Origin of the sequence: Enterococcus sp. DIV2449a, assembly GCF_051711225.1 — a bacterium.
In the GTDB taxonomy this organism is placed as follows: domain Bacteria; phylum Bacillota; class Bacilli; order Lactobacillales; family Enterococcaceae; genus Enterococcus_D; species Enterococcus_D casseliflavus.
In genome coordinates this window covers 487,997-500,194 of record NZ_JBIOME010000001.1, presented here as the reverse complement: position 1 = coordinate 500,194, position 12,198 = coordinate 487,997, and the positions used below count along the sequence as shown (strand labels likewise).

Genomic DNA, 12,198 nt, shown 5'->3' with positions numbered 1-12,198 from the left:
CACGTCTATGTTTGTATATTAAACTATTACCCAAAAAAATCAAGTATATTCACGTATATTTTTTTCGCTGGATATGATATACTGCAAACAAAGGAGGGGGAAAAACTGAAAAAAAGAGTGTTTAATCCAGAAGAAAAAGAAAAAATAGGTACTAGAATTAGAAACATCAGGATAACTCTAAATAAGACTATGGTTGAGTTTGGTGAAATGCTTTCTCCAGATGAACCTGTCGCTCAAAGTATAATTTCTAGATGGGAAAGAGGAATAAGCGTTCCAAACAATGACAGACTAAAAAAAATAGCTGAAATAGGCAACGTTTCTACTTATTACCTTCTAACAGGAGAAAAGATTGATTACCTTTATGGCGGAAAGAAAGAAGTAATTGATTTTAGCAGATTTAAAAGCCCATCAAAACTATTAAAATATATTATCTCTGTGAACAGCATATCAAGCGACACAATTCCAGAAGTTTTCAAAAATGGGAAAGTTCTCGAAGATTTTGAGATCTACAATTTAGTTAATAATTACACAGACAGGGAAATTAAATCGTTATCTTACAGACTTTCGGGCGACGTACTAGAGCAGCTTTTGATACATTATCGTTTGTGCGAATTATTCTCGATTAAAAGTGATATTTCCAAACTATCAAGTGACGATAAATACTTTTACTTATCTTCTTTACGCCAAGAATATTATTACAACAAAGTCACCGAAAAAACTATTCATATTGATACCCGAGAAGAACTTTTTGACGGCGAAACAATCGTGATTAATGGAAAGACATTAGACGAAGAAGATAAAGCTTTGTTTCTAAACACTATAAATAGATTAGCCGACTAACTAACCTCCACCACTTGCCCCCAGCAGTACCAGGAGGGAATAATATTGGCAAAATTTGAACAATATAAAGATAAAAACAATAAAAGAAAATGGTTATTCAGTGGATATGTTGCTACTGATCCTATTACAGAAAAAAAGATTGTCACCACTCGTAAGGGTTTTGACACCAAGGCAGAAGCAAGTCTTGAGTTTGATAAATTGAAAGCAAGCATTCTAAAAGGTTCTAAAAAGAAGCGTACAATCACATTCCAAGAGCTGTATGACGATTGGTTGGAACAACACCGCAAAAGTGTTAAATCTTCTACAGTAGCCACCAATAGACGGTTTATTGAAGGTCATGTATTGCCAAAATTCGGCAAGTTAAAACTAGACCAAATAACCGTTTCTTTTTGTCAAAAATGTGTGAACGAATGGCACGACAAATACAAGCAATACCACTATATAAGACGTGCTACTGCTCAGGTCATGAATTATGGCGTATCTATGGAATTAATGGAAAGTAACCCTATGAAAAAGACGATTCTACCACGCAAAAAGGAAGAGGAAAAGAAACCTAACTTTTATAGTAAAGATGAATTACACGAGTTTATGACATTCGTTAAAACACTTGACAACTATAAATACTATGCCTTCTTCCGTTTACTTGCTATTACTGGCATGCGTAAATCAGAAGCGTTGGGGCTTTATATTAAAGACTTGAACATATTCAACAAGACACTAACAATAGGTAAAACGATAGCCATTGATGAATACGATCAAGTTGTTTTACAGACACCAAAAACAAAAAATTCATACCGCACCATCAGCTTAGATGATGAAACGATACGAATTTTACAAAAATGGTTCAGTATTCAAAAAGAAGATTATTTCAAACTTGGGTTTAATACTTCAAAGGCAAAGCAGCTCATGTTTAGTAATATGAGTAATGATTTATATTATCCGCAAGTAGTAAACGATTGGCTTGATTGGATTTATGACAAAGCAGAAAAAGAAGGCTTAACTCTAAAAAGAATAAGTCCTCATGGTTTTCGACATACTGCTTGTTCGCTTATGTTTGAAGCTGGCGCAACGATTAATGAGGTTCAGAAGCGCTTAGGTCATAAAGACGTAAAAACAACCATGAACATTTATAGCCACGTTACACCACAACAAGCAGAAAACACCAGTCAGAAGTTAGCAAACTATTTAGGTTTCTGACAAATAGATAGTTTTTCGGATAGTATTTATGAGATTGAAGGCAAATAAAAAGCCAAGAACGCTATAATATCAACGTTCTTAGCCTATAGTTAGGTTTTAACCTACACTGCCTTCCATATTGGAATCGACTTCTTAACCAGTGTCATTGAGTGTCAAACTAAACAATTAAGTTGATTCACAGTAGTTCAATGAGTCAATAATTATCATTGATTGTCAAATTAGGAGGGTCAAAATCTGGTCAATTTAGATATGTTATTGGGAGCATTAAAAAACGAGTTAATTCACTTGATTAACTCGTTTTCTTATTAAAACCCCTTATGCAGAAATTCACCTAATTTTTTTTGAATGAAAATTCTATCATCTATTGTAGTTTCTAACTGTTCTAATTTTCCAAATAGTTCTATTATAGTTAAAGTGTTATTTACAATTTCATCTCTTTGTAAATTTGACAGTTTTGTTTTAGCTCCAGCACTTAAGGTTTTTGACTTAGAAAATTTTTCAAAAATCACATACAACTCATCTTCATTTAACTTTTTAGCTAATTTGGTTGCATTTATTCCTTCTAAAACATTTTCTGAATGTTTATCCAGCTCATTAAGATGGGCTAACCGTTCCTTAACTGTTTTTGAAACATTATTATGTTGAATTTTAACAACACTATCACCTATCGCTGTAGAACTATTACCATTCTTATCAAATATAGTATAAATAAACTCAAAGAGAACTGCCCCTTCTTTTATCTCACTATTTGATACATTCACTCCAATTTCCACTGAATAATCTTTACCAATTGGTATTCGATTTTCCACCTTCATAGTCATATCTAAGCTAGAATCAGTTATTATCGCATTCTCAATATAAACCTTATTTGCTGTTTTTTTTGAATATCTGTGCATTGCATTTAAAGCTAAATATAATACCTCATTGTTGTCATAATTTTTGTAAGATTTAGAAGTTACTGCTCTTAAAAAAAGCTTATCTTTATGAACTCCACTGCCATCTATAAATCTATATTGTTTTATTTTATTTGATGTATTTTCTAAAAGGTACTCAATTGTTTCCCTTATTAAATCCTTTTCGTTATTTTTAAAACAATAGCTTGCAAATTTATCCAAACTAAACAGTTGGTCTAAAAAATCATTAGTGAATGAATAAATTCCTGTTGCTGTAAAAACAATCTCTTCACTTTCCTTATCTTTAAAAGATAGAATTAAATTCTTGTCATCAAAGCCTTGTAAAACAATGTCTTCAACAGGAATTAACATATCACTTTTTTTATTTTTTATCTCGGTAAAAATGTCAATAACCTTCTTTGAACCCTTTACATTACATTCATCCTCAGTTATGTAAGCCATTGTGTCTTTTATAGATAATGAAATTTCTTCAGCATCCAACAATCTCATTACTTCTGACTTTGTTGCGAGGGTCATTTCATCTTGAAATGAATTAAACTTTCTCGTTGTTAAATAGTTGATCATATAGTCATCTCCATATTTTTGTAAGAAAAAGAGGAGGCTTAGTTACTAAATCATTAATCACTCCAATTATTTTAGTATCATTCAAAAATAATTATTTACATATTTTTTCTTTTTTGATACAATTTCATAAGTTAAATTTTTAATTGTTTGGAAATAAAAAATAATTTTTATCATTACCCATCCTCAAACCAGTAGATGCCCGTCTGCTGGCTTTTTCTTTTCCTTCATTTTAAATGATACCACCATGAGAAACCGCTGTCAATATCACGCGTATTTAAAACCCTCTAATCACACCTTTTAAGCCTTTTAATTGACTTAACACCAAATAACACCTCATCCACAATGAAAGCTCTTAAATGTCAAATATAGCACTTGAAAATGCATTCTGAGTTAGTAATACACCCGACAGAAAATAAGAACATTAGTTCTTAACTATATACAGCATGTACTTTCATTTCATCGTCTATATATAGTATTCGGTGCTTCTGTAATACTTGTAGGTCTGTTTCATCTGCAATAACTTCCACAACTATGTAATACTTTTTAAGGATTTTCAGCCAAAAACTATTTTTCGTTTCATTTACATATGAAACATAGAAACCCTTGTATATCAATGTTTATAAAGCTTTATTTCATTTCGTTTCATGTATCAAAATTTATTAACCTTTTACAAAAGTCAAAAAAAGAGTACTCCAAGTGAGCACTGTAGCTCATTTAAAGGGTACCCTTAGTATGGTCAAATAACAACGGGGGTAGCTATCCTATTCAATTCCTTGTATGATTCTACCGAAGATATGATTAGCTTGAGTTGGTTGTCCATCAATTAGAGTAAGGGTGTACTCCGTTTCCAGTGGCTCTTTTAAGCTTACTGTTACTCCCTCTCCCACCTTCTGTTGAACAGATAGACTAATTGCTTTCAGATGTTCAATTGCTTCTGATATAGCTTGCTTATCATTTGGAATAGACTCATCAACATAATAAGTAATCCTTGTACCGTTGCCATCATTTTCGGTCGTTAGATAACCTTTATAAGGCAATTGACCATAGTTACTGATAAAGTAGCTGAGTTGCTCATCTTTGTTAAAATTTGATTTAACATCATCAAAAGTTACACTACTATCCACAATATTACTAAAACCATCTCTAAGCTCTTTATTCTCTGTTTCTTTAAAGTATAAGTAATTATTCGGATTCCCTTGATTCTGACTAGTTATTAACACTTTGGGTACTCCTGAATTAATGGTAAAGAAATAAACATGCTTCGATAAATAATCTTGTGCCTCTGCATCCGAATAAACAGCTACTAAAGAGTAACCTGATTCTTCCTCACCACTTTCTGACCAGTTTAAAACTATTGGCGTGTTCCCAATAACCGCCTGCCACTTATTGTTATTAAGAACCGAGTCAGGGAGTTGTAAGCCGTATAAATCAACATTATTATTAGGACTGTATTGTTTATACGTCTGATTCATTGTTTGTCCCCAAGTATCCATAAAGTCATTAAGCTTTTTATCTTTGTCATCATTCCATAACATTTCGTTAACTATCTTATCTTCTGTTGAAGAATTACTGACAGAGCTCTCTTTTACAGAACTAAGTCTGTCAGTAGTTTCACTATAGGTAGATGAGGTAGGCTGTTCTTCTTTATTTTGACAGGACGCCATCAAAATAGTGGGTAGTAGTGCTAATAACACCAATGCTTTTTTCATTTTGTTACTCCCTATCAAACTTATCTGGATTTTTTTCTATATAATCATTGTAAAGCACAGTTGACATAGAAACAATCGTTTGCCCTGCTTGAATTTTTTCGATATCTTGCTCCAATATCCCTGTTCTTATTTTATCTATGCCCTCATAAAGAGTTTCATGAGAATCCTTAATCTCTTTAGGTAAAGTACTTGTAGGTCTGATGTTTTTCAATTTTTTCATTTGTTTACCTAAATAGTCTGCTGTATCCTGCATATCTTCATCAGAATAGACATCTGTCTGCTTGATTTTCACGTCACTATCAACTACTATATTCACAACTTCTTGTACGTATTCTTTTTCTGATAGCCCCTCCGAACTAAATAACATTGAAAAACAACCTAATAATAGCAAGCCCCCCACTATCAGTATTTTTCTTCTATCCTTTGGGTGATGGTGCGTTTTGAGAAGCTTTCTTATTGCAATTGCGAAAAAAATAAGACCTATCCCACCTAATATTTTTGTCATCTTTAAACCTCCTCAATATCCAGATGATAAGCCCAGAAGCGTTCCTAGAATACCACCTGCTACACCTGCAATCATTAAAATAGTTCCATGCTTTTCATCATGCTCTCTATACAAATACCCCATAATAACTCCAATAGCACCAAATAATACAGGAATAAATAGGAGTGAGATGGCAACTGAAATCCACCCAGCAATCTTATACAGATTTCCACTTTGCTTTCCCTTACTAATCTGGATTTTAACTTCACTGAGCGATTTTTCTATCTTAGGGCTTATTTGTTCTGTGTATAACTCCTTATTTTCCTGAGATGCGCCACAAGATGGGCAAAACTTTGCTGATTCCTCCATTTGACTTCCACAATTTCTACAATACATTTGTTTTTTCCTCCCTATTTATATTAAAAATATCATAAAAGAGCTCATCCATATCAACTTCTAACACTTGCGATAATAGTTTCATTTGGTAAGGTTTAGGTACTGTCCTACCAGTTTCCCATGAGCTAATTGACTGCTGAGTGACACACATTTTCTCAGCTATTTCAATTTGAGAATACCCTTTTGCTTCTCTGTACAAACTAAGTCTTCTTTTCTCTCTCATAATCTTCTTCCTCCTCACAAACATTATATACATCATTTTGTAGTATTTCAACAATTATATGTGATTAAACATCATTTTCAACAGGAATAAACAACAGTTCGTTGTATAGTATAAGTATCGGAGGGATAGACTAAATGAAGCAATATGCTAAAACTATACGAGAAAACAGAAAAAAATTAGGTTGGACTCAAAAACAACTTGCTCAGAAAATCCATGCCTCTCAGCAGGCTATTGCTCGTTGGGAAAACGAAGTTACTGAACCTAGAACTGAAAATTTACAAGCACTCTCAGAGGCTCTGGGAGTCCCTCTAAGCCATTTTATTGACAGGCAAACAGAGATAGCAGATGACGATTTCAACGCTTTGTATCGCTCCTTATCATCCGAAGATAAGGTTAAAACCTTAGAATATATGAGGTTATTAAAGAGGCAAGAAATGGAACGCAATGAGTTCAAATAGAAACACCCATCCGATTAGGAAGGGTGTTTTTTGTTCTCTATATTAAACTGGTAAATAAACCTATCACCAGTAGTTTCAATTTTAGTTAACTCTTCTTTACTATATAGGTCATTCATTACCTTCACTAGATTAAGAGGCTCATCAGAATTGTACGTAATCCCCTTACCCTCAACAATACCCAGTTCTCCTAAAGTTATCTTATAGTAGTTAGGAAGCCAATTTCCTCCCTTAAATACTCTGGAAGATATCACTTTAACAAAGCCCATTTTCTCTAGTGATCTGATGTTCTTAGCACTTCTTCCAGTATTGCTATCATTGCCCATGTCAGCTAAAGTTGCGTGAGTACAATAAAATACTCCATCACTGCCACTATATTTTTTTGAATGACACAGTAAACTAAAAAGAAGATATCTTAGATTTTTTCTTTGGATAGATAAGATAACATCTAACTCTTGTCTGTAAAAAGTAACATTACTAGACTTCATGGTAAACGAATAATCCCCATCATAAACTGTCTCAATTACACGCTGTGTTTCATCTTTCAATTCTCGCAAGTTCCATCTTTGATCTAAGAATTTTCTTGTCTCAGAGTTTTCAAACGTATTTTGGATTACATTGAAGACCACTTGGTACGTAGCCTCTTTGTCATTTCCCTGATGCTTTAGGATGCGAGATGCGTGGAACGTAAAATAGTTCCTACTACTTGGTTCTGACAAGTATCCATCTTCAAGAATTTTTTTTACGTAAGTATAAACACTTTGGTTATTATGCTTCTTCATACTGATATTTTTACGATGTACGTTCTTTTTCTTGTTAGTTGTTAATCGATTTCTAGTCATAGTTGAACAATCGCTCAGGACATTTTCTTTGAACTCATTCAAAGACTGGGGTTCTATAGACAAAAAATAATCTATAGGCAATGGTTCCAGCGTCCGATTGTCAACATAGTAACAAAATTCTTCTGTTTTCAAATGAATACCCAAAGGTAATTTGACGCCAAGTCCTGTAGTAGGTCTTCTTTCAATGCGATGAATTGTTTCTCCCATCTGGGAAAGGACTTCATAATAGAAGTTTTCAAGCTCCTGTTCTCGAATAAATCCATCAAAATAAAGATCAACATGATACCCCTTTAATCCTGAATACCAAACATGAATGTCTCTCATAGGAATACCATAATAAGAATGAAGCATTTCTATCAATTCTATAGTTGTCCATCTTCTGTCATCCTCATCTATAATATCGACATCAAAACACAAGAATTTAGTCAAGCCACCAGAACCTAATTTTATTCCTAATGTGTATTCTCCATTTAAATGCTTTCTAACTTTCCACTCGTTTAACTGAACCTTGTTGTCAATAGTTGTCAGAAATTCAACATTTTCTCCTTTTCTCACTTGGAAAAGATATTCCTTTCTATAACTAATTAAAAGTCTATCCATTTGCTTTACTACTTTATCTTCTACCTGCTTTGTATATTTAGTTTTCATACTTATCCCCCTATAATTTTTAATAGTTTTGTTTTAATTTCTCTTACTAGTAATAAATAAAGATATTTGTAAGACATAATCAACACTGTTTACTAAGCATAAATTCATCTAGATCTGATTTTTTTATTCTTTTGGTACCTTCTATTATGCTGACACTCAAACCATATTCACTTATCCATTTTTCAAGTGTCCCTCTAGAAACAGCAACATATTCGCATGCCTGTTTTAGGCTTAACCATCCTGTTTGATTATTCTCAATACTTAATTTCCATATTTGTTGTTCAAACTCTTTAGCAATCACGTTTGCTATGGTTTCTTCAAATCCTTCCACAGAAAAAAACACAGACTCCCCCCTCTCATCAAAATAAAGTAAAAAACCTTTAATTAGACAAGAAGCATTGAAAGTCTGTGCTGTAAGCTTCTTTAAATTGTTTCTAAATATAGTATACCACAAATTCGCATTTTTGTAAACACAAAGTATACATAAAAAAATATTTGTTGACTCAAAGTAGAATTTATGATATTATATGATTATAGAGAAGAAGGGGCTGATAACATGGAATTTGGATTTGCAATAAAATACCTAAGAAAGGGTAAAATAAAGTATACCCAAGCAGACCTAGCAGAAGCAATCGGAGTCGACCGCTCATATATAGGTAGTTTAGAAACCAATAAACGTACTCCTTCATTAAGCACTCTCATAAAGATTGCAAATAGTTTAGGCGTAACATTAAGAACACTAATTAATTTATCTGTTTTAAATGAATTACTAGATAAATATACTATACCAACAGGTAATAATTCCCAAGAAATAATATCAAATGAACAAATAGAAGCCATTGGCATTCCCGAAGCTTATGCTTTCAGAGATGTATATATTACTTTTGATAAAACTAATTTTCATAATCATCTTGGAGAATTTTTAGATGCAATAGAGTTGCGTACAAAGCAATACCAAGATAATAAGACACCCTCTAATACTAAAATAGAGCCAGTAACTTCTATCAATAATATCAGTCTTTCAAAAATAATTAATAAAGGTGTCAAAAAGGAAAACAAAGTACTTTTTAAAAATACGTTACTAACTGATGGACAGCTATTAGGTCTTAATCAATATTTAGAAGCAATTACAAATCAGAATAATGGAGGTGTATAAGATGGAGCGATACTAAGCGTAACATCTTAAAATAAACAGAAACTAAAATTTAGATTTACTCCTACTATTGCTCCCAATAGACTATATCTATTGACCGATATCTAGGAGGAAAGAAAATGGCAAAAATATCAAAGTACAAAAAGAATAACGGTCAAGTAGCATGGATGTTCAAAGGACATGTAGCCACTGATCCACGAACTGGAGAAAAAGTAAATACCACACGTAGAGGCTTTAAAACTAGGCAAGATGCAAAAAAATCACTTGATGAACTAGCATACGAGATAAAGTACGGGGTCAAGAAGAAAGCTTCTGATATGACTTTCGAGGACTTGTATGAAGAATGGATAACCCATCAACGATCAAGTGTTAAACCTTCGACAGTAGCTATATCTGTTAGGTTTGCTAAAAATCAAATACTACCTGAGTTTGGTAAGTTGAAGTTAACGGATATTTCTGTCCCATACTGCCAGAAAGTCTTAAGCAAATGGCATGCAAAATATAAGATGTGGGATTCTATTCGAAAACAGACTGGACAAATTTTAGCCTATGGCGTTTCTATGGAATATATTGATAGTAACCCTATGAGAAAAACAATGCGTCCTAAGCATAAAGAGTATGAGGAAAAACGAAAGTTCTATACTAAGGATGAATTGAATACCTTGCTAAATGCATTCAAGGACTTTGGAAACACTAAGCAATATGCTTTCTTCAGATTACTAGCATATACTGGGATGAGAAAAAGCGAAGTTCTTGCATTACAGTGGAAAGATATTGATATGTTTAATAAGGAACTGCATGTTAACAAAACAGTTGCGATTGATGAACATAAGAATATCATAATCCAAACGCCTAAAACCAAAGCCTCAAGAAGAACGATTTCTCTTGATAAAGGGACTTTAGCAATCTTAAATGACTGGAAGATGCAACAAAGAACTGAATATCTTAAACTAGGCTATAATACGAGCTCAGAAGAGCAATATGTTTTTACAACACTTAAAAACACGCTATACATTCCAAACACTGTGAATGATTGGTTAAGATATATTTTGAAAAAGTATAACTTACCTCGTATTACGCCTCATGGGTTCAGACATACCCATGCTAGTTTGCTATTAGAAGCTGGAGAATCTGTTAAGGTAGTTCAACAACGATTAGGGCATGAAAATAGTAAAGTGACGTTAGACATCTATGCACACATTACAAACAACGCACCTAAGAAAACTGGTCAAGAGTTTGCTGATATGATGGCACATCAGTAAAAAAGCTGGTCAAAAGCTGGTCGTTTCTGTTATCAAGGTAAACTAAAAAAGCTAGAATCCTTATATATCAAGGGTTCTAGCTCCTATAACAGGTTTAACCTACACTGCCTTCCATCTCATAACTAATCAACCGGTTCAATTCGACTGCGTATTCCATCGGTAATTCTTTGGTGAATGGTTCGACGAATCCCATGACGATCATTTCGGTTGCTTCGCTTTCGGAGAGGCCGCGGCTCATTAGGTAGTACAGTTGTTCTTCTGAGATTTTGGAGACTTTGGCTTCGTGTTCTAGGGACACCTGGCTGTTGTGGATCTCATTGAATGGGATGGTATCGGATTTCGATAGGTCATCCATGATGATAGTGTCACACTCGATATGGGAGATAGAGCCTGCGCTCTTCTTGCCGAAGGTGACTTGTCCACGGTAGTTTACTGCACCGCCGTCTTTAGAAATTGATTTTGAGACGATGGAGCTGGAGGTGTTTGGTGCGTTATGGATCATTTTTGCACCAGTATCTTGGATTTGGTTGGCACCTGCAAAGGCAATGGAAAGCATCGTGCCCCGTGCGCCTTTGCCATCAAGATACACACTTGGGTATTTCATGGTTGTTTTTGCACCTAAGTTGCCATCGATCCATTCAACGGTAGCACCTTCTAAGGCTTTTGCCCGTTTGGTTACTAGGTTGTAGACGTTGTCTGACCAGTTTTGAATGGTGGTGTAGCGGCAGTAAGCGTCTTTTAGGGTAAAAATTTCAACGATGGCTGCGTGCAAACTATTGCTTGAATAGGTTGGGGCGGTACAACCTTCGACGTAATGGACGCTGGCGCCTTCGTCAACGATGATCAATGTGCGTTCGAACTGACCGGTATTTTCGGCATTGATTCGGAAATAGGTTTGTAATGGCACATCGACACGAACGCCTTTTGGTACATAGATAAAGGTACCACCTGACCAAACGGCTGAGTTTAAAGCAGCAAGCTTGTTATCGGTTGGTGGGACTAATTTTGAAAAGTATTGTTTGAACAGCTCAGGGTATTCCTTCAAGGCTGAATCGGTATCGGTAAAGACGATGCCAAGTTTTTCAAACTCTTCTTTCATGTTGTGGTAAACGACTTCTGATTCGTATTGGGCAGAAGCGCCGGCCAGGTATGCCCGCTCGGCTTCTGGAATACCAATGCGCTCAAAGGTCTCTTTGATTTTTTCTGGTACGTCATCCCAATCACGGGCAGGACGATCACTTGGTTTTTGGTAATATTTGATGGCATCAAAATCGATGTCAGACAGGTCTGGGCCCCAGTTTTGCATGGGCATCTTGTTGAAGGCTTCAAGAGACTTCAAGCGGAACTCAAGCATCCATTCTGGCTCTTGCTTGACCCGTGAGATTTCACGGACGATGTCTTCGGTCAATCCTTCGCCGGTACTAAAAACAGGCTGCACGTCATCGTGGAAGCCAAATTTATATTCTTCTAATTCGGGTACACCCATGGTTCTCACTCCTTTTGTAGTGCGG

13 protein-coding genes are annotated in these 12,198 nt (G+C 34.6%); 5 read left to right on the top strand and 8 right to left on the bottom strand.

Features of this window, described 5'->3' with window-relative positions; genetic code table 11:
- Positions 1-117: 117 nt before the first annotated feature.
- Both IGI76_RS02365 and IGI76_RS02360 read left to right on the top strand, forming a co-directional pair.
- Positions 118-840, top strand: coding sequence for a helix-turn-helix domain-containing protein (locus IGI76_RS02365; protein ID WP_148366200.1), 723 nt, complete (start codon positions 118-120; stop codon positions 838-840).
- A gap of 45 nt (positions 841-885) precedes the next feature.
- On the top strand, positions 886-2,037 hold the full coding sequence (locus tag IGI76_RS02360) for a tyrosine-type recombinase/integrase (protein WP_071856513.1): 1,152 nt from the start codon (positions 886-888) through the stop codon (positions 2,035-2,037).
- A 305-nt stretch (positions 2,038-2,342) separates the two neighbouring features.
- Here the strand turns inward: IGI76_RS02360 and IGI76_RS02355 are convergent, their stop codons facing one another.
- The 5 genes from IGI76_RS02355 to IGI76_RS02335 form a co-directional block, all read right to left on the bottom strand.
- Positions 2,343-3,515: a hypothetical protein gene (locus IGI76_RS02355; protein WP_421758072.1), complete on the bottom strand. Its 1,173-nt coding sequence runs from the start codon at positions 3,513-3,515 to the stop codon at positions 2,343-2,345.
- A gap of 761 nt (positions 3,516-4,276) precedes the next feature.
- On the bottom strand, positions 4,277-5,224 hold the full coding sequence (locus tag IGI76_RS02350; RefSeq protein WP_438780981.1) for a DUF4767 domain-containing protein: 948 nt from the start codon (positions 5,222-5,224) through the stop codon (positions 4,277-4,279).
- 4 nt (positions 5,225-5,228) lie between these two features.
- Positions 5,229-5,729, bottom strand: coding sequence for a hypothetical protein (locus IGI76_RS02345; RefSeq protein WP_421758070.1), 501 nt, complete (start codon positions 5,727-5,729; stop codon positions 5,229-5,231).
- A 12-nt stretch (positions 5,730-5,741) separates the two neighbouring features.
- A complete protein-coding gene (locus IGI76_RS02340; protein WP_087664859.1) occupies positions 5,742-6,104 on the bottom strand; it encodes a zinc-ribbon domain-containing protein in 363 nt (120 codons plus the stop codon).
- Positions 6,094-6,327 (bottom strand): helix-turn-helix transcriptional regulator, encoded by a 234-nt coding sequence (locus tag IGI76_RS02335; RefSeq protein ID WP_438780980.1) that lies wholly within the window; start codon positions 6,325-6,327, stop codon positions 6,094-6,096. Before IGI76_RS02335 ends, IGI76_RS02340 begins: the two co-directional genes overlap by 11 nt.
- A gap of 134 nt (positions 6,328-6,461) precedes the next feature.
- On the opposite strand from IGI76_RS02335, the gene IGI76_RS02330 reads away from it, so the two are divergent.
- Complete coding sequence (locus IGI76_RS02330) at positions 6,462-6,785, top strand: helix-turn-helix domain-containing protein (protein WP_270267032.1); 324 nt, start codon at positions 6,462-6,464, stop codon at positions 6,783-6,785.
- Positions 6,786-6,799: 14 nt separating this feature from the next.
- On the opposite strand, the gene IGI76_RS02325 is transcribed toward IGI76_RS02330, so the two are convergent.
- Both IGI76_RS02325 and IGI76_RS02320 read right to left on the bottom strand, forming a co-directional pair.
- Entirely contained in the window at positions 6,800-8,272 is a 1,473-nt protein-coding gene (locus IGI76_RS02325; protein WP_075492170.1) for a TOTE conflict system archaeo-eukaryotic primase domain-containing protein, read from the bottom strand.
- A gap of 79 nt (positions 8,273-8,351) precedes the next feature.
- Positions 8,352-8,603 (bottom strand): helix-turn-helix domain-containing protein, encoded by a 252-nt coding sequence (locus tag IGI76_RS02320; protein WP_438792251.1) that lies wholly within the window; start codon positions 8,601-8,603, stop codon positions 8,352-8,354.
- A 225-nt stretch (positions 8,604-8,828) separates the two neighbouring features.
- Here IGI76_RS02320 and IGI76_RS02315 point away from each other — a divergent pair, with 225 nt between their 5' ends.
- Together IGI76_RS02315 and IGI76_RS02310 are read left to right on the top strand one after the other, a co-directional pair.
- The gene (locus IGI76_RS02315) at positions 8,829-9,428 is read left to right on the top strand and encodes a helix-turn-helix domain-containing protein (protein ID WP_438780977.1); all 600 of its coding nucleotides are present in this window, start codon (positions 8,829-8,831) and stop codon (positions 9,426-9,428) included.
- A 116-nt stretch (positions 9,429-9,544) separates the two neighbouring features.
- Positions 9,545-10,687: a site-specific integrase gene (locus IGI76_RS02310; protein ID WP_087664857.1), complete on the top strand. Its 1,143-nt coding sequence runs from the start codon at positions 9,545-9,547 to the stop codon at positions 10,685-10,687.
- Between the two features lie 94 nt (positions 10,688-10,781).
- Here the strand turns inward: IGI76_RS02310 and sufB are convergent, their stop codons facing one another.
- Positions 10,782-12,173, bottom strand: a complete 1,392-nt coding sequence (gene sufB / locus IGI76_RS02305; RefSeq protein ID WP_005232103.1) for a Fe-S cluster assembly protein SufB — start codon at positions 12,171-12,173, stop codon at positions 10,782-10,784.
- Positions 12,174-12,198 lie beyond the last annotated feature (25 nt).

Coding starts and splice junctions, on each gene's coding strand:
- IGI76_RS02355 (WP_421758072.1), bottom strand. CDS start 3,515: ATGATCAACTATTTAACAACGAGAAAGTTTAATTCATTTCAAGATGAA.
- IGI76_RS02350 (WP_438780981.1), bottom strand. CDS start 5,224: ATGAAAAAAGCATTGGTGTTATTAGCACTACTACCCACTATTTTGATG.
- IGI76_RS02345 (WP_421758070.1), bottom strand. CDS start 5,729: ATGACAAAAATATTAGGTGGGATAGGTCTTATTTTTTTCGCAATTGCA.
- IGI76_RS02340 (WP_087664859.1), bottom strand. CDS start 6,104: ATGTATTGTAGAAATTGTGGAAGTCAAATGGAGGAATCAGCAAAGTTT.
- IGI76_RS02335 (WP_438780980.1), bottom strand. CDS start 6,327: ATGAGAGAGAAAAGAAGACTTAGTTTGTACAGAGAAGCAAAAGGGTAT.
- IGI76_RS02330 (WP_270267032.1), top strand. CDS start 6,462: ATGAAGCAATATGCTAAAACTATACGAGAAAACAGAAAAAAATTAGGT.
- IGI76_RS02325 (WP_075492170.1), bottom strand. CDS start 8,272: ATGAAAACTAAATATACAAAGCAGGTAGAAGATAAAGTAGTAAAGCAA.
- IGI76_RS02315 (WP_438780977.1), top strand. CDS start 8,829: ATGGAATTTGGATTTGCAATAAAATACCTAAGAAAGGGTAAAATAAAG.
- IGI76_RS02310 (WP_087664857.1), top strand. CDS start 9,545: ATGGCAAAAATATCAAAGTACAAAAAGAATAACGGTCAAGTAGCATGG.
- sufB (WP_005232103.1), bottom strand. CDS start 12,173: ATGGGTGTACCCGAATTAGAAGAATATAAATTTGGCTTCCACGATGAC.